The organism is Streptomyces phaeofaciens, assembly GCF_014648915.1.
Lineage (GTDB): Bacteria > Actinomycetota > Actinomycetes > Streptomycetales > Streptomycetaceae > Streptomyces > Streptomyces phaeofaciens.
In genome coordinates this window covers 21883-45118 of sequence record NZ_BMSA01000044.1, presented here as the reverse complement: position 1 = coordinate 45118, position 23236 = coordinate 21883, and the positions used below count along the sequence as shown (strand labels likewise).

General features: G+C 71.2%; 24 protein-coding genes. 9 read left to right on the top strand and 15 right to left on the bottom strand.

Features of this window, described 5'->3' with window-relative positions; translation table 11 throughout:
• Positions 1-390: 390 nt before the first annotated feature.
• Entirely contained in the window at positions 391-945 is a 555-nt protein-coding gene (locus IE275_RS42025; protein WP_189717969.1) for a hypothetical protein, read from the bottom strand.
• Positions 946-1192: 247 nt separating this feature from the next.
• Between IE275_RS42025 and IE275_RS42020 the strand changes: the two genes are divergently transcribed.
• Positions 1193-1549, top strand: a complete 357-nt coding sequence (locus IE275_RS42020; RefSeq protein WP_189717968.1) for a PRC-barrel domain-containing protein — start codon at positions 1193-1195, stop codon at positions 1547-1549.
• Between the two features lie 18 nt (positions 1550-1567).
• Positions 1568-1738, top strand: coding sequence for a hypothetical protein (locus IE275_RS42015; RefSeq protein WP_189717974.1), 171 nt, complete (start codon positions 1568-1570; stop codon positions 1736-1738).
• Between the two features lie 88 nt (positions 1739-1826).
• Here IE275_RS42015 and IE275_RS42010 read toward each other — a convergent pair whose 3' ends face one another.
• The gene (locus IE275_RS42010; protein WP_189717967.1) at positions 1827-2699 is read right to left on the bottom strand and encodes a helix-turn-helix transcriptional regulator; all 873 of its coding nucleotides are present in this window, start codon (positions 2697-2699) and stop codon (positions 1827-1829) included.
• A gap of 179 nt (positions 2700-2878) precedes the next feature.
• Between IE275_RS42010 and IE275_RS42005 the strand changes: the two genes are divergently transcribed.
• Positions 2879-3655: an SDR family oxidoreductase gene (locus IE275_RS42005; protein ID WP_189717966.1), complete on the top strand. Its 777-nt coding sequence runs from the start codon at positions 2879-2881 to the stop codon at positions 3653-3655.
• Between the two features lie 31 nt (positions 3656-3686).
• Here the strand turns inward: IE275_RS42005 and IE275_RS42000 are convergent, their stop codons facing one another.
• The 3 genes from IE275_RS42000 to IE275_RS41990 all read right to left on the bottom strand — a co-directional run bounded on the left by IE275_RS42000 (position 3687) and on the right by IE275_RS41990 (position 7242).
• Positions 3687-4331: a GAP family protein gene (locus tag IE275_RS42000; protein ID WP_189717973.1), complete on the bottom strand. Its 645-nt coding sequence runs from the start codon at positions 4329-4331 to the stop codon at positions 3687-3689.
• Positions 4332-4635: 304 nt separating this feature from the next.
• The gene (locus IE275_RS41995; protein ID WP_189717965.1) at positions 4636-5880 is read right to left on the bottom strand and encodes an SUKH-4 family immunity protein; all 1245 of its coding nucleotides are present in this window, start codon (positions 5878-5880) and stop codon (positions 4636-4638) included.
• 288 nt (positions 5881-6168) lie between these two features.
• Positions 6169-7242: an alkene reductase gene (locus IE275_RS41990; protein WP_189717964.1), complete on the bottom strand. Its 1074-nt coding sequence runs from the start codon at positions 7240-7242 to the stop codon at positions 6169-6171.
• A gap of 272 nt (positions 7243-7514) precedes the next feature.
• On the opposite strand from IE275_RS41990, the gene IE275_RS41985 reads away from it, so the two are divergent.
• Both IE275_RS41985 and IE275_RS41980 read left to right on the top strand, forming a co-directional pair.
• Positions 7515-7973: a MarR family winged helix-turn-helix transcriptional regulator gene (locus IE275_RS41985; protein ID WP_189717972.1), complete on the top strand. Its 459-nt coding sequence runs from the start codon at positions 7515-7517 to the stop codon at positions 7971-7973.
• 310 nt (positions 7974-8283) lie between these two features.
• Positions 8284-8898, top strand: coding sequence for a GNAT family N-acetyltransferase (locus IE275_RS41980; protein WP_189717963.1), 615 nt, complete (start codon positions 8284-8286; stop codon positions 8896-8898).
• 85 nt (positions 8899-8983) lie between these two features.
• Here IE275_RS41980 and IE275_RS41975 read toward each other — a convergent pair whose 3' ends face one another.
• From IE275_RS41975 to katG, 4 genes are all read right to left on the bottom strand, one after another.
• On the bottom strand, positions 8984-9190 hold the full coding sequence (locus tag IE275_RS41975) for a peptidoglycan-binding domain-containing protein (protein ID WP_189717962.1): 207 nt from the start codon (positions 9188-9190) through the stop codon (positions 8984-8986).
• Positions 9191-9514: 324 nt separating this feature from the next.
• Positions 9515-10183 (bottom strand): TetR/AcrR family transcriptional regulator, encoded by a 669-nt coding sequence (locus IE275_RS41970; RefSeq protein ID WP_189717961.1) that lies wholly within the window; start codon positions 10181-10183, stop codon positions 9515-9517.
• Positions 10184-10303: 120 nt separating this feature from the next.
• Entirely contained in the window at positions 10304-11359 is a 1056-nt protein-coding gene (locus IE275_RS41965) for an LLM class flavin-dependent oxidoreductase (RefSeq protein ID WP_189717960.1), read from the bottom strand.
• A 524-nt stretch (positions 11360-11883) separates the two neighbouring features.
• On the bottom strand, positions 11884-14100 hold the full coding sequence (katG, locus tag IE275_RS41960; RefSeq protein ID WP_229871206.1) for a catalase/peroxidase HPI: 2217 nt from the start codon (positions 14098-14100) through the stop codon (positions 11884-11886).
• A 169-nt stretch (positions 14101-14269) separates the two neighbouring features.
• On the opposite strand from katG, the gene IE275_RS41955 reads away from it, so the two are divergent.
• Entirely contained in the window at positions 14270-14941 is a 672-nt protein-coding gene (locus IE275_RS41955) for a DUF2278 family protein (protein ID WP_189717959.1), read from the top strand.
• Positions 14942-15026: 85 nt separating this feature from the next.
• Here IE275_RS41955 and IE275_RS41950 read toward each other — a convergent pair whose 3' ends face one another.
• Complete coding sequence (locus tag IE275_RS41950; RefSeq protein WP_229871204.1) at positions 15027-16622, bottom strand: sodium/solute symporter; 1596 nt, start codon at positions 16620-16622, stop codon at positions 15027-15029.
• The gene (locus IE275_RS41945; protein ID WP_189717958.1) at positions 16619-16915 is read right to left on the bottom strand and encodes a DUF485 domain-containing protein; all 297 of its coding nucleotides are present in this window, start codon (positions 16913-16915) and stop codon (positions 16619-16621) included. The genes IE275_RS41950 and IE275_RS41945 overlap by 4 nt, the downstream gene beginning before the upstream one ends.
• A 376-nt stretch (positions 16916-17291) precedes the next feature.
• Here IE275_RS41945 and IE275_RS41940 point away from each other — a divergent pair, with 376 nt between their 5' ends.
• The gene (locus IE275_RS41940; RefSeq protein WP_189717957.1) at positions 17292-18179 is read left to right on the top strand and encodes a septum formation family protein; all 888 of its coding nucleotides are present in this window, start codon (positions 17292-17294) and stop codon (positions 18177-18179) included.
• Positions 18180-18231: 52 nt separating this feature from the next.
• Here IE275_RS41940 and IE275_RS41935 read toward each other — a convergent pair whose 3' ends face one another.
• A complete protein-coding gene (locus IE275_RS41935) occupies positions 18232-18825 on the bottom strand; it encodes a TetR/AcrR family transcriptional regulator (RefSeq protein ID WP_189717956.1) in 594 nt (197 codons plus the stop codon).
• A gap of 147 nt (positions 18826-18972) precedes the next feature.
• Between IE275_RS41935 and IE275_RS41930 the strand changes: the two genes are divergently transcribed.
• Positions 18973-19743 (top strand): crotonase/enoyl-CoA hydratase family protein, encoded by a 771-nt coding sequence (locus IE275_RS41930; RefSeq protein ID WP_189717955.1) that lies wholly within the window; start codon positions 18973-18975, stop codon positions 19741-19743.
• A gap of 97 nt (positions 19744-19840) precedes the next feature.
• On the opposite strand, the gene IE275_RS41925 is transcribed toward IE275_RS41930, so the two are convergent.
• Positions 19841-20686 carry an SDR family NAD(P)-dependent oxidoreductase gene (locus tag IE275_RS41925; RefSeq protein WP_189717954.1) on the bottom strand — a complete coding sequence of 282 codons (846 nt, stop codon included), beginning with the start codon at positions 20684-20686 and terminating at the stop codon, positions 19841-19843.
• 109 nt (positions 20687-20795) lie between these two features.
• On the opposite strand from IE275_RS41925, the gene IE275_RS41920 reads away from it, so the two are divergent.
• On the top strand, positions 20796-21710 hold the full coding sequence (locus tag IE275_RS41920; protein WP_189717953.1) for a LysR family transcriptional regulator: 915 nt from the start codon (positions 20796-20798) through the stop codon (positions 21708-21710).
• A gap of 228 nt (positions 21711-21938) precedes the next feature.
• Here the strand turns inward: IE275_RS41920 and IE275_RS41915 are convergent, their stop codons facing one another.
• Together IE275_RS41915 and IE275_RS41910 are read right to left on the bottom strand one after the other, a co-directional pair.
• The gene (locus tag IE275_RS41915) at positions 21939-22316 is read right to left on the bottom strand and encodes a MerR family transcriptional regulator (RefSeq protein WP_189717952.1); all 378 of its coding nucleotides are present in this window, start codon (positions 22314-22316) and stop codon (positions 21939-21941) included.
• Between the two features lie 29 nt (positions 22317-22345).
• A complete protein-coding gene (locus tag IE275_RS41910; protein ID WP_189717951.1) occupies positions 22346-23116 on the bottom strand; it encodes an SDR family NAD(P)-dependent oxidoreductase in 771 nt (256 codons plus the stop codon).
• Positions 23117-23236: the final 120 nt, after the last annotated feature.

Sequence of the window (23236 nt, the reverse complement as noted above, 5' to 3'; positions counted from 1 at the left end):
CGGGACGGCGTCCGCAAAGACCCCTTTTGCTAGTTGTGGTCGTATTCGCGGGCGGTACCGTCTGTGTGAGCTGGCTCTCAATGTGCAGGTCAGGGGTGGTTATGGCATGGGCATGGCGTCCGATATGCCCTACGAGGGCAGGTAGTAGGTGAGGTGGGTCATGTGCGGTGCTTCACCGGCCGGGGACAGTGATGTCGCGCAGCGCGCACGCGGACTCACCCTGTGGGCGCGTCGAATGTGACCGCGGCCTCCACCACGGACCTGGCCCGCCGAGGCGAAGGCTCTCCCCTGCGGCGGGCGGCTCGCACACCGTGACGCATCGGTGACGCACGGGCTCACCCTGTCGCCGGTCCGGCCGACCGGAGGAGGCGGCGCAAGGGGAACCAGGCTTCAGAGGGTCGGGAAGACGAGGACGAAGAAGAGCCACAGCAACGCGGCCCAGAAGACCGCCGCCGCGATCGACACGAGCAGGGAACTGCGCCACCTGAGCACCAGGAAGGGGAAGAGGAACAGGGCCGCCCAGTGACCGGCCACGTCGATGGATATGCGGGCGGCTTCGTGGAGGCTCTGTGCGCGTCCGGACACCATGCGTCGAATCAGCCGCTGGGAGATGAAGCCGTACAGGCCGAAAACGATGGGGAAGAACCACAGCGGCGTGCAGGAGACCAGCTCGGACTCCGAGAACTCGTCGAACATGACCCCGTAGATCAAGCCGGCCGCCATGACGCCGCCGATCAGAGCCGTCACGTACAGCGCGGTCAAGGCGATCGGTTCGGGGGCACCGGACGGCACCGGAATCGGCGAGGCGTACGGAACGTCCGGCGGCGGGACCCGTACCACCTGGTGGCAATGAGGGCATCGGACGTCCATGCCCGCGCGCTCGGCCGATGCCGAGATCACGTGCCCGCACGAAGCGTGGAACTCGACCTGCTGACCTGGGTTCATGTACTCCCCTTAGTGCCGCCCGGAAGCCGCTCGACGCCTGGTACACGTCGAGGGCCCGAGGCGGACGCGACTGGAGGCGAAGACGACGCGAGTGATCGTTCCGGTTCCCTGCGGAGAATCGAGGCGTGCCGGCACCGAATACGGTGGCCGTACCGGGGTACGCGGCGGAGATGAACGTTCTGGCGTCTTCGTGCGGGACGAATCCCCGTCCATCGAGCGCAGCCGGCACTCATGTCCCGGAGTCGGCGTGATCAGCGCGGCCGATGTCCGGGAATGGCGGGACCATCACGTCGTCGACGCCAAGGGACGGAAGATCGGCACCCTGGAAGCCGTCTATGTCGACACGGCCACGGACGAACCGGCCATGGCCACGGTTCGCACGGGGATACCCACCCGTCAGCGCCTCGTCTTCGTCCCGCTCGACGACGCGGTGCTGGGGCCGGACTACGTCATGGTCCCGTATTCCAAGGGAGAGGTGCGCAAGGCACCGTCGATCGGCACGGACGACATCCTGCCCGCCGAGCACGAAGAGACGATCTTCCAGTACTACGACATGGTGTACCAGCCGGGTGTGCACGGCGAACGCCGGCTTGCGCGCCGCTGATCCGAGGAGTTGGTCCCTGTGCTGGCGACCTTCCTGCTGTTCCTGCTCGTGGCCGTCGTGCTGGGGATCATCGGCGCCGCCGCGGAGGGTCTGGGCTGGCTGCTGGCCGTCGGCGTGGTGGTCTTCGTGGCCGATGTGGCGTTCGCCGCGATGGCGGGGTCCCGCCGCGTGCGGCGCCCGGTGCGCTGACGGACGGCCGGGACAGGAGAAGTACGACGCCGCGGCCGCACGCTCGCGCGCCCGGGAATCCCCCGCCGGGCTCGCGTACTGTCCGCCGTCACCGCGTCCGCGGCGCTTCGGGTGCGGTGAACTCCGGCGCAGTCCAACTGCTCAGCAACTGAAGGGCCTTGGCGCTGTCCGATTCCGGTTCGACGTTGTAGACGCACAGTGTCTGGTCCGTGTCCCCCGGGACCTGGAAGGACTCGTAGGAGAAGTGCATCTCGCCCACGACCGGATGGACGTAGTGCTTGGCGCCGTGTGTGCGCCGCAGCACTCTGTGGTCGTTCCACCATCCCGAGAACTCGGGTGACAGAAGCGTGAGTTCGCCTACCAGGTCGGCCAGTTGACGGTCGTTCGGATGGCGGCCCGCTTCGAGGCGCAGCATGGCCACCGTCTCCGCGGCGATCTTCTCCCAGTCGCCGACCGTCTCCCGAGCCCGCGGATCCAGCAGGTAGTAGCGGGCCAGGTTGCGCCGGTTCGCCGGCAGGGCGTCGAAGTCGGTGAGGACGGCCCTGGCGAGCCGGTTGGCCGCCAGCACGTCGGTACGACGACCGACGATGAAAGCGGGGACGTGGCTCAGGGTGTCCAGCATCAGATACAGGCCGGGCCGTACCCGCTGGGGCCGGGTGGGCGCGCGCCGCGCGGCGTTGGGGTCGGGCATCAGCAGGTCGGTGAGATGCTCGCGCTCGGACGTGTCCAGCCGTAGAGCGCGGCACAGGGCTTCCACGACCTCGGCGGACGGGTTCCCGGCCCGCCCCTGCTCCAGGCGCGTGTAGTACTCGGTGCTCACGCCGGCGAGGCGTGCCACCTCGTCGCGGCGAAGGCCCGGCACACGACGCACCCGCCCGTCCGACTCGAGCCCCGCCCGCTCGGGGGTGATCGCGGCACGGCGGGACCGGAGGAAGCCGGCGATCTCTCTACTGCGCTCCATACACCCAGTGTGAAGCCGCCCAGGGGGCCTGTCCCTCGCAAAAGTAGCCCTGGCAGTACCTGCCTGAGCCGGGCCAGTTATGGCTCCGTGCGACGGCCGCGGGGCTGGTCTGCTGGATGTGTGCCGGGATCACCCGGCAGCACACCCCCCCCGCAATCCTCGTTCGGAAGGTGCACACCATGTCCACGCAGACCATCGCCAAGCCGCTCCGGGGCCGCGTCGCGGTCGTCACCGGTGCCTCCAGCGGCATCGGTGAGGCGTCCGCCGAGAAGCTGGCCGCCCTCGGCGCACACGTCGTCGTCCTGGCCCGCCGGGCCGAGCGGCTGACCGACCTGGTCGCCCGGATCGAGAAGGACGGCGGCAGCGCCACGGCGATCGCCGCCGACGTCACCGACAAGGCGGCTCTCCAGGAGGCGGCCGACCGCGTCGCCGCCGAACTGGGCGGGGCCGACCTGCTGTTCAACAACGCAGGCGTCATGCTCCCGGCTCCGGTCGAGGAACTGGCCGCCGACCAGTGGCAGCAGCAGATCGACCTGAACATCACCGGCCTGATGAACACCATCGGCGCCTTCACGCCCCAACTGGTCGAGGCCGCCGGTGTGCGGGGCGTGGCAGACCTGATCAACACCTCGTCGATCGCGGCGCAGAACATCTTCCCGAACTTCGCGGTCTACTCCGCCACGAAGGCGTACGTCACGCACCTCTCCCGCCATCTCCGTGCGGAGCTGGGTCCGAAGAACGTGCGGGTGGCGGCGATCGAGCCGGGCATCGTCGGCACCGAACTGCAGAGCCATGTCACCGACCGGGGGGCGCTGGACTGGCTGGAGGGCTCCAAGGAGACCATGGAGTGGCTCACGCCGCAGGACGTCGCCGAGACGATCGGCTTCCTGGCCACGCTGCCGCCGCGGGTGAACCTCCAGCAGGTCACGATCATGCCGACCGCCCAGGCCTCCTGACCGACCGAAGGGGAGCTGTTCCGGTCGGCGTTCACGTGACGAGTGCGTAGACGCTGCTGATGATCAGCCAGATTCCCGCCAGGAGCGAGAGGGCGATGATCAGCTGTTCCAGGTGGTGTTCGAGCCAGGCCCGGAGGGCGTCCAGCCGGGCTTGGGCGGTCTGCGGTGCCCAGACGGTGTACAGCTCCATGACCAGGAGGCTGAGGGTGGCAAGCAGGCAGTAGCCGGTGAGGGTGAGCCAGTCGGTGAGGGTGGAGAGGTCGGCGTCGACGACGGTGGCGGCGCCGGCGCCGACCAGGGCCCAGGGCTGCAGGAGCCAGGCGAGCGCGGCGGCGGTGCCCAGGGAGGCGTTGTCGATGCGGCCCGTCCAGCCCGGTGGCCGGTAGGGGCGGGGCAGATGCCGGTAGCGGTGGCCGCCGAACAGCACGAGGCCGACGCCGATGGCGAGCTTGGCCGCGATGGCGGTGGTCGAGGGCGAGCTGTGGTGGACGGGCGGCGTCCCGCCGGTCAGCAGCACCACGCAGGCGACCACCGCGACGATGTTGGCCAGCCAGGACAGGAGGAAGGCGAGGCCTTTGCGCACGCCGCGGCGTGAGGCGAGGAGCAGGATGAAGGCGGTGTTGTGCAGTGGTCCGAGGGTGATGGCGGTGCCGATCACGATCAGGTCGACGACCATCGGCACAGTCGCTCTCCCGGAGGTCAGGGCCGCCCGGTGTCCCCGGACGGGCGTCGTGCGTGGGTGCGTCCGGCGGGCCGGGATGCCGGGTGCCCGTGCGGTGCGGCGGTCCGACTCTGCGATCCCCGGCCCGACAGGTCAAGCGGCCACGCTGACGCCGGAACGCCTCTGCCCTGCTACGCCCAACGACAGGCGGGGAACTCATGCCCCATGAGCCCGGCCCGCGGCACCTGGGTGCCCGATGGCCCTGCGCCCGGGCCGGCGCCCCCGCCCGCCCGGCCGTTCGGTGCCGGGTCGTCCGGTGTCAGAAGCCCCACGGGCTGAGTTCGGTGATGGCTGCGAACAGGTGCTCCCAGACGTCCTGCGCGGGCGATTCCTCGTTCACCGAGAGCGGTTCGAGGGCGGCGACCTCGCTCAGGAAGTCCCGCTCGGCGCACTCGCCCGGGTAGGGGTTCCAGCAGGCGCTCATGAACCGGTACACGGCCTCCAGCAGCCGTACGAAGGTCTCGGTGTCCCGGGCGAAGGGGAACGGCCCCTGGCCGTTGCGGACCATCGACACGGCGCCCGTCTCGGGGTGGACGAGCACCCGGCCGGTGTCGGCGTACGCCAGCTCGAAGGTGCCCAGGTGCAGCAGGCCGTTCTCGTCGGGCTCCAGCCCGTGCGCCTTCCCGTCGTTCCAGGCCAGGGTGAACGTGGCGACTCCTGCGGCGAACCACGTCGGCAGCCCCGCTGTGACGGCCAGTTCCCGTGTGGGCGCGTGTGTCAGCGCGGCCGGCAGCCGGTCCTGCGTCAGCCGCACCGTCCCGTCCGCGTCGAACGCCTCCTCCATGCGGGCGGCGTCCAGGGGCGCTTCGGCTGCCGTCGGCCCTGTGAACCACGGTCCGCCCGTTCCCCAGGAGACGGCTTCGGAGCCCGTCGGTCCGTCGGCCGCCGCGCTGTTGCGCTCCAGGACCACGACGCCGCGCGGCTCGAAGAGCATGACGCGGCCGCCTCCGAGGGGTACGGGCTCCTCCCAGGCGTCGGGCTGGTACAGGCCGTGGGCGTCGTCCGGGTCGAAGAGGACGGGCCCCTCGACGGGGGCGTCGTACGGCCGCTCGGCGAACTCGCCGTCGACAGGGGCGGGGACCTGTTCGCCGGTGGCCGGGTCGAGCCAGCGCTCCCGGGTCCACTGCGACCAGAGCTTCAGCAGGAGGCGGCCGTCCGGCGCCTCGTGGACCTCGACGTTGGCGTCCCCGCTCAGGTTCGGCTTGGCCCGGTAGACACGGACCGGCCGCCACCAGGCCCAGACGGTGCGCCACGGCATGCCAGGCTCCGCTTCGGCGACCAGGTCGGCGTAGGCGTCGTGGCCCAGGACCTTCGCGCCGAAATGCAGCCACGAGGCGAACTCCGCCCGCGGCACCTCGGCCCCGTCGAGGATCGCGACGGCCTGGGCACAGGCCTCGCGGCCCGCTCCACCACCCACGACGGGCAGGTCCGCAAGGACCTCGGGGCCGGCTGCGAGCAGGGCTGCGGGGGAGGCGAACAGCGTGTCAAGATCGTCGCGAGTCATCCGGACATGCTGGCAGCCACCACTGACAGTGCCGCCCGCAGGGGGCGGTGCCGGTCGCTCGGGCGGCCGGGCGCCTGCCTCGCGCGGCAGCGACGGGTCCGCTTTTTCGGTGTGGTCGGTCGTGCCGTCGGCCTTCCGTCCGGGTTTCCCGCCGGGCGCAGGCGCAGGCGCGGGCCCGTGCGGGTGACGGGGAAGCGCGATGTGGGTTGGCCGCGCAGGGGCAAGCCTGCTGTGCGGCTCAGGTGCGGGCGGCCGTCGTCCAGGCGACCGCCCGCACCTGTGGCCCGGTCAGCCCAGGGTGGGGTAGTCGGTGTACCCGCGGTGGTCGCCGCCGAAGGAGGTGGCGCGGTCGGGGGTGTTGAAGGGGACGCCGGTGGCGAGGCGGGCGGGCAGGTCGGGGTTGGCGATGAAGAGGGCGCCGTAGGCGATCAGGTCGGCGGTGCCGTCCTCGATGAGGTCCAGCGCGTCGGGGCCGGTGGGCTCCGTGCCGGTGAACGGGTTGAGGACGAAGGTGGTCGGCCACGCCTTGCGCAGCCGCACGAGCAGGTCGCGGACCCCGGCAGCCTCCATCTGATGCAGGTAGGCCAGGCCGAGTGGGGCGAGGGCGTCGACGAGGGCGGTGTAGGTGGCCTCGACGTCCGGGCGGTCGCTCTCGTCGATGTCGTTGTAGGGGTTGCCGGGCGACATGAGGAACCCGACCCGGTCCGGGCCGATGGCCTCGGCGACCGCCTTCGCGGTCTCGACCGCGAAACGGATCCGTCGCTCCGGGCTGCCGCCCCAGGCGTCGGTGCGCTGGTTGGAGTTCGGGGCGAGGAACTGGTGGATCAGGTAGCCGTTGGCGCCGTGCAGTTCCACACCGTCGAAGCCGGCCTCGATCGCGTTGCGTGCCGCGGCGGCGAAGTCCGCGATCGTCTCGGCGACCTCGGCCTGGGTCAGCTCGCGGGGGGTGACGAACTCCTGCGGCCCGTCCTGCGTGTAGACCTGTCCGGCGGCCTTCACGGCGGAGGGGGCGACCGGGGTGAGGCCCGTCAGGCTCGGGTGGCCGATTCGGCCGGTGTGCATGAGCTGCAAGAAGATCGCGCCGCCCTCGGCGTGCACCGCGTCGGTGACCTTGCGCCAGGAGGCGATCTGCTCGGCGGAGTGGATGCCGGGAGTGTCGGGATAGCCCTGGCCGATCGCCGACGGCTGCGTGCCCTCGGTGACGATCAGCCCGGCACTCGCCCGCTGCGCGTAGTACGTGGCCGTGAGGTCCGTCGGGCTCTGCCCGGGGCCGTAGGCGCGGCTGCGTGTCATCGGAGCCATCACGATGCGGTTCGCCAGGCGGACACGCCCGAGGTCGTAGGGAGCGAAGGCGGTAGTCATGATCAATTCCTGTTCGGCTCGATACTCAGCGCCTCAGGGGCGCATTTACCTGTCCGAACAAGTAAATGCCTTGCTCGCATTCCTTCGGTATGGTGATGTGCGTCACATGCTCTTATGCTGGGGTAGCGGCCATGCGCGTCCGAGCGCTGACCTGGTGCGGGTAGCATTTACCTGCTCGGCCAGTATGTGGTGGAGGAAGGTGGGAGCGGATGCGGGAAGACTCAGGCGCGGCACCGGCCGCGAACCCGTCCGGCGGGGTGGCGCGCCCGCAGATGCCGCCGTCGGTCCAGGCGGGCGCGATGACACACGCGATCTTCCGGGTCGCCCGACTGCACCGCATGCTCGCCGGCCAGCTCCTGCGCCGCGTCGGCCTGCACCCCGGTCAGGAACTCGTCATGATGCAGCTGTGGGACCTCGGCCCGCAGCGTCAGACCGACCTGGTACGCCTCCTCGGCTCCGACGCCGCCACCATGACCCGCACGGTCAAACGGCTGGAGAACGCCGGCTTCGTCCGTCGCCGCCCCAGCGCCACCGACAAACGCGCCACCATCATCGAAGCCACCACCGCCAGCCTTGCCCTGCGCAAGGAAGTCGAACAGATCTGGGCAGAGCTCGAGGACGGCGCGGCCGGCGCTCTCACCGCCGACGAACAGGACGAGGCCATCCGCGTCCTGGCCCGCATCGAAGACAGCCTCTGCCAGGCAGCCGAACGCCACGCCCCGTTGGCCTGAGACGGTGCCGGCGGCCTGCCGGCCCGCCCGGTCGGTGACGGTGGGGAAGCCCCGGCAGGACACCCCTGACGCTGCTGACGAACTCGCTCGACGCGAGGCGAAACGGGGTGACGGGCGCGGCCCCGTCGTCGTCCATGCCTACGTGGTCGGCGAGTTGGGTGCGGGCTCGGTCACGGCCGGCGCCTTGGCGCGCGGCGGGGGCGGCGAGATCGCCGTTGGCGTTGCCGCTCGCCGAGATCCAGCACCGGACGGATTGCACTAGTGCATAATCCGTTTGCATCTAGTGCGACCACTCGGTACTTTCCCCGTCATGCCTGCCTCGATTCCCTCGCCCGTCACACTCACCGGTCGCCATGTACGTCTGGAGCCGTTGGCGCAGACACATCTCGGTGAGCTGTTCGCCGCGGGAGGGCGCGACGAAGAGGTCTGGAGGTGGCAGGGCGGGCCGGCGCCACGGACTCAGGAGGAGCTGGGCGGCACGCTCTCCACGCTCCTGGAGGAGGCCGGGCACGGTGCGTGCGTTCCCTTCGCGGTCATCCACCGCGTGAGCGGCCAGGCCATCGGCTGGACCACGTACATGGACATCGACGTGGCCGACGAACGGCTGGAGATCGGCTGGACGTGGTACGGGCGCGCGTACTGGCGCAGCGCGGTCAACACCGAGTCGAAGCTGCTTCTGCTCACCCATGCGTTCGAAGACCTGGGGATGGGGCGTGTGCAGTTGAAGACCGATCACCTCAATCACCGTTCGCAGGCGGCCATCGCGCGTCTCGGCGCGCAGCGTGAAGGGGTCCTGCGCCGCCATCGCCGGCGACCGGACGGGACCTGGCGTGACACGGTGTACTTCTCGATCCTTGCCCCGGAGTGGCCTGCGATCAAGGAACGCCTGGCCGCCCGCCTGGGAGAGCTCGCCCACGACGGATAGTGTGGTGCGGCACCTGATCCGCGGGGCGTCGAGGCCCGGCTCGCGAGGTGCTCGGCCTTCCGGGGCCGGGAGAACGGTCGGCTGCTCAATCCGGATAGGGGAGATAGCAGTCCAGGGCCGGGTGGTAGAGCACGCGCCAGGTGTGTCCGTCGATGACACCGCTCGTCGGCAGCCCGTGGCAGGCCTGGATCCACTCGATCTTCTTCAGCATGACCGAGTCGAAGACCCCGTCGACGATGAGCTTGGGCGGCTCGCCTCCCCACGCGTTGCTCAGGCACTGCGCCTGCTTCACCGCCGCACCGGTGTCACCGAATGTGAGCGTCGGCCGAGACACCGACGAGACGTGGGAACACTGAGGGGAATCGGCAGCGGCGACCTGTGGCACAGCCAGGCTCAGCGCCGCGGCCGTACACAGTGCCGCGCCCAAGGGGACCAGTCTGCGCGCCCTCATGCCGCTCCTTCCGGTCCGGCCACTTGCTGGAGCGGCTCGGCGTCTGGGGGCCATGGATGGTCTCCATTGTCCCCACAGTCGACGACGCCCGCGAGTCGCGAGTGGCATGGCCGCGGCAACGGCCCCACGGGACCGGTCCGTGATGATGTCCGGCCGGCCGGGACGTCAGTGCGAGGGAGGCTGCGGCATGGGCGGATCAAGGGTGCGCAGCAGGCTGCGGGCGGGTGGGCCCGAAGGCAAGGGCTCGTCGTCGGTCACGGCGCAGGCGCGCAGGATGAACGCGATCAGACGCCGGGACGCCTTCTCGGCATTGGCCCCGCTGCCGATGACGACGCCTGCGTTGGCGAGCAGGAACAGCGGAAGATCGTGGGGGGAGAAGTCACCGCGCAGAACCCCGGCCTCCTTGGCCCGCCGGACCAGCCGCGTGAAACCGCGCATGGCCCGGCGCCGATGGGCCTCGAGCTCGGCCGAGGCGGGGAACGCCGTACTGAGGACAGCGGCCAGACCGTGGTCGTCGCATTGCAGACGGGCGACGTGCTCGATGTAACTGCGGAAGGCCGCCCATGGCTCCGGCTCTTCGAGGGCGCTGTCGGCGGCGTCGGCGTACGCGCGGACCCGGGGTGTGAACACCGCGGCGACGAGCTCCTCGCGGCCCGTGAAGTTGCGTTGCAGCGTTGCGATGCCCACTCCGGCCCGTCGCGCGACCTCGTTGAGCGAGACGTCCAGGCCGCGAGTCGTGTACAGCTCGGCCGCGGCGGTGAGGATCTTGGCACGGTTGGCCTGGGCGTCGGCGCGACGCTGCCGGAGCGGGGCGGTGTTTTCGGTGGGTGGCACGATCGGACAGCTTACGGTTGTCGCGGCTGCGGGCGATGAGCCTGATCTGGCCGGTCCGTCTTCCCGGCGGCGGTCTCCCGCCGGCCGGGGCCGCGGCCGGGTCGAGGTGGCTGTGGCCGGCTAGGCCGGGGTGGCCGCGAGCTCGCGCAGTGCGGGAGCGACCGTGGCGGCCAGGTGCTCCACGGACGCGGTGACCGCGTCCTCGGGCAGGCCGCCCCAGTCGACCAGGGCCTGAAGGCGGTCGAAACGCACCGCACTGTGCAGCGCGATCGCCTTCTCCGTGATGACTTCGGGTGTGCCGATCAGGAGATGTCCGGAGGGTTCCAGGCCCGCTCGGAACTGTTCCGGCGAGACGGTGAAGCCACCTCCTCCCGGCTGCTTGGGCCGCAGGAAGTCCCGGTAGTGCGGATAGGTGTCGCGGGCGGTGGCGGCGTCGTCGGCACCGAAGAAGTGCACCCCGAGGCCGAGGCGGAGCCGATCGCTGTGTCCCGCCTTCTTCCCGGCCGCCCGGTAGAGGTCGGCGAGGTGGGCCAGACGCTCCACGGGGCCGCCTATGTAACCGAGCATCATGGGCAGGCCGAGCCGTCCGGCGCGTTCGGCGCTCGCCGGAGTGCCCCCGACGCCGATCCATATCGGCAGGGCGTCCTGCCGGGCTCGGGGAACGACGGCTGCCTTCTTCAGCGGGGGCCGGAACTGTCCGCGCCAGGTCACCTGTTCCTCGCCGCGCACGCGGAGCAGGAGGTCGAGCTTCTCGGCGAAGACCTGGTCGTAGAGGCTCAAGGGGACACCGAACAGTTCGAACGGCTCCGGGTACGCGCTGCGGCCCACCGTGATCTCCGCCCGGCCCTTGCTGATGAGGTCGAGGGTGGCGAAGTCCTCGTAGAGCCTGACCGGGTCGAGAGTGCTGAGGGTGCTGACCGAGCTGGTGAGCCTGATGCGCGAGGTTCGGGCGGCGATCGCGGCCAGCATCACGGCCGGTGAGGAGACGGCGAAGTCCGGGCTGTGGTGCTCGCCGATGCCTATGTGGTCCAGCCCCAGCCGGTCGGCGGTCATGCCGAGGGCGATGAGCTGGTGGTGGCGGTCCTCCGCGGTCCGGGTGCGACCGTCGACGGTGCGGGGCTGGACGTCGGTGAGTGAGGCGATACCGACGTCCAGGTCCGGGTCGTGCGCGCTCATGGCCTGTCCTTCCTGGGGTTTGCCATGGTCAGGACGTCGACGGGACGAGCCCGGTCGCCGTCTCCTCGTCCACGGGGATCGAGCCCCGGCCGAGGTCGATCTCGCCCATGTGCTGATAGGTGACGGGGTCACTTGGGGGGACGGTGGCGCCGTTCGGTGTGCCGCACTTGAACAGGGTCGTCCGCCTCCCCGATCCGGCCCCACACTAACCCGAAATGGAGTGGGCGCACCACTTAAATGGAGTGGGTGTACCGAATAGAGGAAATCCCCGCGCGGGCTTCAACCTTGAGCAGGGGCGCTCACCGGCACCGGCGAGTCCTCCGTGCTGCGGCTTCACGACCCCGGAGGTACAGATCGGACCGGCGATCAGGGGAAGGAGCCGCTGGCGGCGGGGGCGGGCATCGCCCCCGATCCCGGCCCGCCGTCCCCCGTCACCCGCCGGCTGCGCACCGGGTGTCCGGACCTGATCACCCGGCAGGTGCTCGAAGAGGTGGAGGACGGCGTGCCGGCCGCGCCGGCCCGGATCAGCGCAGGTCGAACCGGTCGAGGTTCATCACCTTGTCCCACGCCGCCACGAAGTCCCGTACGAACTTCTCGCCCGCGTCCGCGGACGCGTAGACCTCGGCCAGGGCGCGCAGTTGGGAATGTGCGCCGAAGACGATGTCCACGGCGGTGGCGGTCCACCGGACCTCGCCGGTGGCGCGGTCCCGGCCCTCGAACACGTTCTCGGCCGAGGTCGAGGCCTTCCACTCCGTGTCCATGCCGAGGAGATGGACGAAGAAGTCGTTGGTCAGCGACTCCGGCCGTCCGGTGAGGACGCCGTGCGGGGCCCCGCCGAAGCCGGTGTTCAGGACCCGCATGCCGCCGACCAGAACGGTCATCTCGGGAGCGGTCAGCGTCAGCAGATTGGCGCGGTCCAGCAGGAGGGTCTCCGGGGACAGCTTCTCTCCCGCCCGGACGTAGTTGCGGAACCCGTCCGCCCGGGGTTCGAGCACGGCGAACGTCTCCGTGTCGGTCTGCTCCTGCGAGGCGTCCGTGCGGCCCGGTGCGAACGGGACCGTGACGGTGTGCCCGGCGTTCTTCGCGGCCCGCTCGACCGCGGCGCACCCGCCCAGGACGATCAGGTCGGCGAGCGAGATCTTCTTGCCGCCGGTCTGCGAGCCGTTGAAGTCCTGCTGGATCCGCTCCAGGGTCCGCAGCACCTCGGTCACCTCGGGCAGGTCGTTGACCTCCCAGTCCTTCTCCGGTGCGAGCCGGATCCGGGCCCCGTTGGCCCCGCCCCGCTTGTCGGTGCCGCGGAAGCTCGCGGCCGCCGCCCAGGCGGTGGTGACCAGCTGGGGCAGGGACAGGCCCGAGGCGAGGATCACGCCCTTCAGGGCGGCGACGTCCGCGTCGGCGACCAGCTCGTGGTCGACGGCGGGGACCGGGTCCTGCCACAGCTGAGGCTCGGGGACCCATGGGCCGAGGTAGCGGGACAGGGGTCCCATGTCGCGGTGCAGCAGCTTGTACCAGGCCTTGGCGAACGCCACGGCCATGTCGTCCGGATTCTCGTGGAACCGTCTGGCGATCGGTCCGTAGACCGGGTCCGCCTTCAGCGCGAGGTCCGTGGTCAGCATCATCGGGGCGTGCCGCTTCGACGGATCGTGCGCGTCGGGCACGGTGCCCTGGGCCGAGGCGTCCGTGGGAGTCCACTGCTGTGCGCCGGCGGGACTGGTCGTCAGTTCCCAGTCGTACCGGAACAGGTTGTCCAGGTATCCGTTGTCCCAGCGCGTGGGCTCCGTGGTCCACGCGCCCTCCAGCCCGCTGGTGAGCGTGTCGGAGCCCGCCCCGCTGCCGTGGGTGTTGCGCCAGCCGAGGCCCTGCTGCTCCAGCGGCGCGGCCTCGGGCTCCGGGCCCAGGTACGAGGGATCGACCGCGCCGTGACACTTGCCGAACGTGTGGCCGCCGACGATGAGCGCCACCGTCTCCTCGTCGTTCATCGCCATACGCCCGAACGTCTCACGGATGTCCCTGGCGGCCGCCAGCGGATCCGGATTGCCGTTGGGTCCCTCCGGGTTGACGTAGATCAGGCCCATCTGTACGGCGCCCAGAGGGCCGCCGAGATCCCTGTCGCCGCTGTAGCGCTCGTCCCCGAGCCAGGTGTCCTCGGGCCCCCAGAAGACCTCCTCGGGCTCCCAGATGTCCTCGCGTCCGAAACCGAACCCGAACGTCTCGAAGCCCATCGACTCCATGGCGCAGTTGCCGGCGAACACCAGGAGGTCGGCCCAGGAGATCTTCCGGCCGTACTTCTGTTTGACCGGCCAGAGCAGACGGCGGGCCTTGTCGAGACTCGCGTTGTCCGGCCAGCTGTTGAGGGGGGCGAAGCGCTGCGCGCCGGAACCGCCGCCGCCCCGGCCGTCGGCGACGCGGTACGTCCCGGCGGCGTGCCAGCTCATCCGGATGAACAGCGGCCCGTAGTGGCCGTAGTCGGCGGGCCACCAGTCCTGGGACGCCGTCATCACCTCGAAGACGTCCCGCTTCAGGGCGTCGACGTCGAGGGTCGCGAACTCCTTCGCGTAGTCGAAGTCCCCGCCCATCGGATCGGCCCGGGGCGAGTGCTGGTGGAGGACCTGGAGATCCAGTTGCTGCGGCCACCAGTCGCGGTTCGACCGGGGCCGGGTCGACGTGGGGGTCGGGGAGGGGATTACTGGGTTCTCGCTCTCGCTGCCGGACACGTCCGCCTCTTCTCCCTGCTTATGCATTGGTTTGTCAGCGTTTCCTCATCAGTGTCCGTATCGTCGCGCACCGGCCCGCGCGCGACGGAGAGAACACGCAGGGCGCCCGCACATGTCGGTGCGGGCAGCCCACCACACGCCTACGGAAAGTCACCTCTTCATCGCTTGGTGTGGCCGGGAGTGCTTCACTGGCCGTATGCCTTTCCCTCGCTACGGCGTGCTCGCGGGACAGCTCCACCACCACTTCCGCGACGACCCCGACCATCAGGGCCGCTGGTTCCACGTCAACCTGGAGGTGGACGCGCCCTCCGGGCGTTTCCACTGCGCCGTGGACGTCGACAGCCACAAGTCCAACGTGGGCGTGCAGTGGAAGGTGTTCACCCTGAGCCCCCTGGACGTCGGACCGGCGGCGGCGCTGGACCCCGGCTACCACGACCTGGCGGCCACGCCGGACTCCGGGGCCATGGACTACCTGCGTCGGCCCTCCCTCGTCGACCACTCGGGGGTGCTCTTCGAGCGCCGCCCGCCGTCCTGGCTCCAGGACCTCCTCGACCTGCTGGGTTCGCGCCCCTGGCAGGTCGGTTCCTACGCGGAGGCCACCGCCGCCCTGGAACCGATCCTGCTCGAAGGCCGGCGCATCCTCGTCTTCGGCGAGCCGTTCACCGACGATCACGCGGGCCGTCAGGGCATGCACAACGTCCACCAGAACCAGGGCGATCCGCGCGGTTCGCAGTGGTGGGAGGAGAACGGGATCTGGCAGGACGGCGCCACGCTCACCGAGCGGCCCGACGGGCGCTACGACGTCTTCCTCAACAAGTTCTCCAGCCAGGCGGCCCACACGGACAACTCGGGGCACCCCGTGGGGTGACCGCCGCCGCCGACCGCCGGCCACCGGCGACCGGCCGCCGCCCACCGATCCGGACCCGCAGCGAGGGCGAGTCGCGCGGGAGGCATCACGACTCGATACGCGCCCCGGCCACCGCCGGCGCCCTGCCCGCCGGCTCCGGCACCCGGTCGTGACGTCGCGGGAGCACACTCCCGAGCCAGCCGAGAGCGAACCCGAGAGGGACGGTGATCGCCCCGGTGGTGGCCAGGGGGAGCCAGTTGACGTCGACACCGGGCAGCGCGGCCTGCGGCGTGCCCGAGACGAGACTGGTGGCGGGGAAACAGATCAGGACGCTCGCCGTGCCGCCGACCAGGGTCCACAGCAGCCCCGTCCGGTCGAAGCGCCGCCACAGGAGCGAGTAGAGCAGCGCCGGGGCGATGACGGACGCGCCCACCGACATGGACAGCATGCTCAGCGCGTGCAGATTGCGGTGCTGGACGGGGACGGCCAGGGCGACCGCCGCGCATCCCACGCCCAGCGCGGCGGCGCGGGCGATCCGTATCTCCTGCCGCGGCGGGGGAGCGGCGGAAGTGCGCGGGGCGAAGACGTCGTGCGCCAGCGTGCCCGCGCAGGCCAGGATCATCCCGGCGACCGAGGCGAGCAGGGTCAGGAACAGCGCGGTCGTCACTCCGGTCAGCAGCAGGTTCCCGGCGAGGCCGGGGCCGGGTTCCACCGCCGCGCGGGCGGCCAGCAGAAAGGCGCTGTCGCCCTGTGGATCGACCGCCCGGATCGCCCGGCCGCCCAGGAGCGCCGCGGCGCCGACCGCGCACACGACGACGATCAGCACGGACACCGCGACCAGGGACACCGCCCACGCCATGGCCCGGCGGACCTGCGGCGCGCTGCGGGCCCCGTACAGCCGCATGGTGATGTGGGGCAGACAGGCGGCACCGAGTACGAGTGTGACGGTGGTGCCGATCATGTCCAGCCGCGGGTAAGAGCCGGTGCCGAACTGAAGGCCGGGCCGCAGATACAGGCCGGGTGCGAGCGAACGGTCCGCCGCGGCGCGCAGCAGGGTGCCGACGTCGTAGTCGAAGCGGCGCAGCACCAGGGCGCTCACGGCGAGACCGGAGACGATCAGCACGATCATTTTGAGGATCTGCACGGACGCGGTGCCCTGCATGCCTCCCATGGCCGCGTAGCCCATCATCAGCAGACCGAGCGCGACGATGCAGACGGTCCTGGCCACGGAGTCGTCGAAGCCGAGGACGAAGGCCACCAGGTCTCCGCAGGAGGCCAGTTGAACCAGCATCAGGGGCAGTAGCGCGACGAGGGTGACGGCGGCCGTGGCCAGACGCACGGACCGTTCCGGCGTCCCGCGCGCGAGGACGTCCCCCAGGGTGAAGCGCCCGCTGCCGCGCAGGGGCTCCGCCAGGACGGCCATCAGCAGGGCCAGCGAGAGCGAGGTCGCCACGGCCAGGACGATGCCGTCGTAGCCGGCCAGCGCGACGACTCCGCCGGTGCCGAGGACGGTGGCCGCCGAGATGTAGTCACCGGCGATCGCCAGGCCGTTGCGCAGCGGGGAGAACCTTGCGTAACCGGTGTAGAACTCCTCGAGGTTCTCGCTGTCCGGGCCCGAGACCACGCACAGCATGAGCGTGACGGTGACGATCGCGGTGAACGCCACGAGCGCGAAGCCCTGGGCTGAGTCGCCGGCGTTCACCGCGCCACCTCCCGCTCGCGGCGGCCCGCCGTGCGTTCGTACCACCACAGGACGGCCACGGTGAACGGCGGGTGCAGCAGGCCGGCCATGACGCCCGCGGGCACCCCGCCTCCGGGGAGGGGCGCGGTCATCGCGCCGGGGGCGAAGGCCGACAGCAGGAGGAAGACGGCGAAGATCCCCCCGGTGACGAGGGCCGCCGCTCGACGGGGCCCACGACAGGCGTCCCGCCGTAACGCTTCGCGTCCCTCCTCCGTATCGGTGTACCGACTTGCGCGCGCCGCTCTCCAGACCATGCTCGACTCTCTCGTCACGTCGTACGGGGACCGGTGGCGATTCTGTGGTCACGGAGGGTGCGGCGGACCGGACAACGGGGGCGCGCGTGCCGTCGGAACAGAGTTCGGCGCGACGATCTGTGCGGGCGCACAACGGCGGAGCGCGGGGCAGTGAAGTCGCTTCGGCGTAGGCCCGGTTGGCCGAGACGGCGCGCCGCGGCACGGAGGCGGATGTCGGAGTACTGCTGTTCAGCGCGTCGTTCGCCGTACAACCTTCGGGGCCCGTCGCGAGTCGGAGACGCCGTGATGAGGTGAGGTCCTTCGTACAGCTGTGCCATAGGAATGGCATACGATGCGCCCGAACACCGTAAAGATCATGTAAGAGGAAGTGCACGTCATGGCAATCCGCGCCCCGTATCGTTCCCTTCGCGGCATATCCGCCGTTGTCGCCCTGCTCGCGATCGGCGCGGTGGGATGCTCGGACGTCTCCGACGCCGTCGACAGCGCCAAGGACGGCGCGAAGAGCGCGGCCCGCCAGCGCTCGGTGTCCTCGCTGGACATCGGCGAGTGCTACAACCCGAACAGCAAGGCCGAGGGGACCGTGTACTTCGTCGAGATCGTGCCCTGCGACGAGGCGCACGAGGGTCAGGTCGTCGGCGAGTTCGCCATCGACGAGGGCAAGGCGTACCCCGGCGACGACGAGGTCTCGGTGATCGCGGACGGCCGCTGCCCGGTCGAGGCGCAGAAGTACGCCCCGGACACCTGGGCGCTCCCCAAGGGCGTCGCCCTCTTCTACTACACGCCGACCAAGGAGAGCTGGGCGACGGGTGACCGCGCGGTCAGCTGCACCTACACCGTGGAGAAGGGCACCTTCACCGGCTCGCTGGACACCGCGAAGGCCCTCAAGCCCGAGCAGATCACGTACCTCAAGGGTTCGAACGCGGTCTACGACGCCCTGTGGGGGAACCAGCCCGAGAAGGACGCCGTCGAGGACGACCTGGCCGGCTACAAGGCGCAGGCCAAGGCTGTCGCCGCCGCCCTCGACGCACACGTCAAGGGTCTGGACGGCGTCAAGGGCGCCGAGGTCGGCAAGCTCCGCGCGACGCTGACGAAGGCGGCCGGCAACTGGAAGAAGGCCGCGAACGCCGCCGACGCAGACGCGTTCTACATCGCCTACGACCCGGCGTTCACCGGCATCGACCCGAGCAAGTCGGTCGCCGCCCGCAAGGAGCTGGGCCTGGCCACCACCGTCCCGGCCGACGAGGCCGAGGTCTGGGCGAGCTGACGCTCCGTCGGATCAACGGGGCCGTGTCCGCTCCAGGGCATGGCCCCGTTCGTCATCGCAGGAGGGCGCTCACCGTCGTCCGCCAGTCCGACAGCAGCTTTTCCTGGTGCCGGTCGCTGATGATCGCGGTCAGGGCGAGGCCGCGGTAGTAGGTGAGCGTCATGTCGAACGCCATGTCGAAGGCCGGCGGCGGCCCTCCGGGGATGCGGGCGGCGGCGATGCGGTGGAGGTCGACGCGCAGACGGCGTTCGTAGTCCAGGAGAACGCGGCGCAGCTCGTCGTCCGTACGGGCCGCGATCCACAGTTCGAGGACAGCGCCGAACAACGGGCTGGAGAAACTGTCCCAGAGCGGCGTCAGCCAGTCGGTGGCCGGCGAGCGGGCCGGGGCTGCCGGGGCCTCCGCGGCGAGTTGCTCGCCCTGCCGCTCGGCGAGGTGGCGGACGGCGTCGACCAGCAGGTGTGCCTTGCCGGCGTACTGATGCAGCAGCGCCCCCCGGGACACACCGGCTCGCGCCTGCACGGCGGCGATGCTCGTCGCGGCGTACCCCCGCTCGGTCAGCACCTCCACCGCGGCGTGCAGGATGCGTTCCCTGGTGCGGTGGCTGCGGTCCTCGTCGCTTCTTCGGCGGGCTTCGCTCACGGTCACGGCAGCCATCTTGCACGATCACCTCACCGTCAGTAGCGTCTCCCCGTCGAGTGAAACAGTACGGTCGTACCGTTTCGTTGCGTGCAGCCCGGTCCGGTCCCGTCGGCGGCCGCCACCGGGACCGCATGAGGGAAGGGACACCCCGTCATGAGCGTCCGGATCGAGAAGGCGGACCGAGTCTGGACGGTCGTCCTGGACCGGCCCGAGGTGCGCAACGCCGTCGACACCGACCACGCGCAGGCACTGCTGAACGCGTTCGAGGCGTTCGACGCCGACCCTCGAGCGGCCGTCGCGGTCCTGTGGGGTGCCGGCGGACACTTCTGCGCCGGCGCCGATCTCAAAGCCGTCGCCGCGGGCCGGATGCGCGCCGAGGCACCCGGTGAAGGTCCGCCCGGGATGGGGCCGACGCGCCTGCGGCTCAGCAAGCCGGTGATCGCCGCCGTCGAGGGCTACGCGGTTGCCGGCGGTCTGGAACTCGCGCTGTGGTGCGATCTGCGCGTCGTGGACCCGGAGGCCGTCTTCGGGGTGTTCTGCCGGCGCTGGGGGGTGCCGCTGATCGACGGCGGCACGGTCCGCCTGCCCCGCCTCGTCGGGCTGAGCGCGGCACTGGACATGATCCTCACCGGACGCCCGGTCGGTGCGGACGAGGCCCTGCGGATCCACCTCGCCAACCGCGTCAGCGGCCCCGGCCGGGCGCTGGCCGAGGCCCTCGAACTGGCCCACCAACTGGCCGGCTTCCCTCAGACCTGCCTCCGCGCCGACCTGGCGTCCGCCCACGAACAGTTCGGCCTGCCCCTGCCGGACGCCCTGGCCGTCGAATGGGAGCACGGGGTCGCGGCCCTGCGCGCCGAGGCGGGCGACGGCGCGGCCCGCTTCACCGCGGGCGCGGGGCGGCACGGCTCGTTCGACCCGCCGTGAACCAGGACGGGCAGACGCCCTCGCGTGACGCCGATGCGGGCCGGCCGCGGCACGGGACGATGCCGCCGGATGACTCGACCCCGTGCGCCGTGGACTGTCACGGCGTGTCGAAGTCCGTTCCCCTGGAGACGTGTTCCCACGCGGCGAGTTCGGCTCGTACGGAGTCCAGGTGCCCGGTGAGGAAGTCCACCGCGTCGCCGCCGAGGGCGAGCCTGAGCGGGGTGTTCTCGGCGGCCAGGGCCAGCCGGATCGCCGCCGCGGCCTTCGCCGGGTCTCCGGGCTGGGTGCCCTCGCCGTTCTCCACCAGCCTGCGGGTGGCGCCGACCTTCTCCGCGTACGCGGGGTGTTCCTCGGAGAAGTAGGCCGCGCCCTTGGCGAAGAGGCCGGTGCGGAACGCGCCGGGTTCCACGATCAGCACCTTGATGCCGAACGGCGCCACTTCGTCGGCCAGGCCCTCCGACAGCTGTTCCAGCGCCGCCTTGGTCGCGCTGTACGCGGAGAACCCGGCGAAGGACAGTTGTCCGCCGAAGCTGCTGATGTTCACGATCGATCCGCCGCCCCGCTCCCGCATCTGCGGCAGCAGCGCACGGGTCAGCCGCGCGGGGCCGAACACATGCAGCTCGAACAGGTCGCGCAGCTCCCGGTCGGTGGTTTCCTCGAACGCGCCGACCTGCGTGCGCCCGGCGTTGTTCACCAGCACGTCCACCCGCCCGTAGCGGCTCAGGACGTCGGCGGCCACCGCGTCGATCCGTCCGCCGTCGGTGACGTCCAGGCCGATCGCTTCCACCCGGTCGGGGTACGCGGCGATCAGGTCGTCCAGGGCCCCGGTCCGTCGGGCCGTTCCGATCACCGTGTCGCCTGCGGCGACCGCGGCCTCGGCGATGGCCCGCCCGAAACCGCTGCTCGCACCGGTGACCAGCCAGACCTTGCCGTTCTCGGTCATTCTCTTCGTCTCCCTCGTCGGCTGCCGTTCGGGATCTCCCCGCCGGCGGCTCCCATCCTTCGCCCGTATCCGGAGCCATGTCCAAGACCTGTTGTGATAGCCATGGGCTATGGACGTCCACGGGCGCGATCTGCGCTACTTCGCCGTAGTCGCCGAGGAGTTGAACTTCACGCGCGCCGCCGAACGGCTGTTCGTCTCCCAGCCCACCCTCAGCAAGCAGATACGGATGCTGGAGAAGCAGTTGGGTGCGTGTCTGTTCCACCGGGACCGGCGCGCGGTGCGGCTGACCGAGGTGGGGGAGGCCCTGCTGCCGCACGCCCGCGGGACACTGGCCGCCTGGGAGGCCGCCGAGGCGGCGGTGGAGAAGGCGAGTGCCGCCGCGCGGCACACCCTGGTCATCGGCATGTCCACCAGCCCGGGCCGCGGGCTGCTGCCCGCCCTGCGCACCCGGCTGGTGTCCCGCCACCCGGACGCGACTCCCGTCCTGCGGCAGGTCAACTGGGCCGATCCCAGTGCCGGGTTGGCCGACGGATCCAGCGATGTCGCCTTCGTCTGGCTGCCCCTCCCGGACGGCGACCGCTATCAGTACGCCGTCGTGGCACAGGAACCGCGCCTCGTCGCGTTGCCGCGGGGGCATCCCCTGGCGGCACGGGCCGCAGCCGATCCGGAGGGGGCTGTGGACTTCGTCGATCTCCTGGACGAGCCGTTCCTCGCCCTTCCCCCGCAGGCGGGTCCCCTCCGGGAGTACTGGCTGGCCCTGGACGCACGGGGCGATCGCGCGCCACGGATAGGTGGGGTGGTGGCCAGTGCCGAGGAGACCCACGAGGCGGTCGCCAACGGCCAGGGGGTGGCACTCCTGGCCGTGGGCAACGCCCCGCTGGTCGTCCGGGACGAGGTGATCGCCGTGCCGGTCCGCGGTGTCTCCCCGTCTCGCCTGGCCGTGGCCGCCAGGCGGAACGACGAGCGGCCCCTGGTGCTGGCGTACCTGGCCGCGGCGGCGAAGGCGGGAGCCGGTACCTCCTGACCCCCCGGCCGGCTGTTGGCGCCCGGATGCCGGCACCTGAATCGCGCGGCGTGGCCGAGAGATCGTGGCCGCAGGCACGTACTGCGCGGACGGTTGTGGTCGGGCGCCGTCGCCCGGGTCGACCTCAGCACCGACGGCGGGGCGCATCCGCGGCGCGCCCGCCTGCGCGACCGGCCTCACGCCGGTGCCTGGACCCGTCGTCGCACGACGATCGAGGCGGGCTTCCCCTCATCCGGACGACGGCGCTTCTTCGACGGCCCCGGACGCTCGGCGCAGCGCGCGATCCAGGCGGTCCCGGATCGCGGTCTGGGCGGCGATGCGTTCGTCGAGGACGGCCAGTCGCCGCGACGCGACCCGCAGGCCCTTGTCGGACGGCGGCACCGCCGTCACGTCTCCGTCCAGGCACGGCAGGAAGGTCCGCACGTCGTCCAGGGTGAGCCCGGCCGCCAGCAGCGAGCGGATGTTGCGGACCCGCACGGCGGCCCGACCGTCGTAGACGCGGTAGCCGTTGGCGGCCCGCTCGGACGAGATCAGTCCCGCCTGCTCGTAGTGCCGCAGCGCGCGGGGTGTCGTTCCGGTCGTCCTGGCCAGCTCACCGATTCGCATGCGGTTCACTCTTCCAGGGGCCGCATTCCTCACGCCACGACCGCCCCGCCGTCGACCGGGAGCACGACTCCGGTGACGAACGACGAGGCTGGTGCGGCGAGTTGCGTGATCACCGAGGCCACTTCCTCCGGGCGGCCGATCCGGCCGAGCGGGGTGTGTGCCAGCTGCCACTTCCGCACCGCGGCCCTCCGCTGCGGCGTCAGCCCCTGATGCTCGCCGATCGGGGTGTCGATCGCACCGGGCGCGACCGCCACCACTCGGACCCCGCGAGGTGCCAGCTCGACGGCCCAGCTGCGGGTCAGTGAATCCAGCGCGGCCTTGGTCGCCGCGTAGACCGAGTTGCCCGGCCACCCCCGTTGCCCCACCGAGGTGCTGACGTTGACGATCGTTCCGCCGGAGGCTTCCAGAGCGGGCAGCGCGGCCTGCGCGAGCAGGATGGGGGCGATCAGGTTGGTGGCCGACTGAGGCTCGATCATCTCCGCGGTGAGCATGCCGAGGGCACCGCTCTGGACGACGCCGGCGTTGTTGACCAGTACGTCCAGCCGGCCATGGCTCTCCATGACGGTGTCGATGATCCGCTCGGGCCCACCGGCCGCGACGATGTCGGCGGCCAGCGGGACGATCCGCGCGTGGCCGCAGGCGGTCTCGTGGAGCGGTTCGGACCGTCGGCCGACGGCGACGACATGGGCGCCGTCGGCGGCGAACGCGCGGGCGGTGGCACGGCCGATCCCGGTGCCGGCCCCCGTGACGAGGACGACCCTGCCGGGCTGAGGTGCGGTGCTGCTGTTCATGCCGGTCATCGTCCGACCCTGCCGCCTGCGGCAAGGTCAAGGGCCGGGCCGTGGCCGGGCGCGGCCGCGGACGTCGGCCCGCCGCCCGGGTACTTTCGGACACCTGGTTTTCCCGCGAGGGTTTCCCCC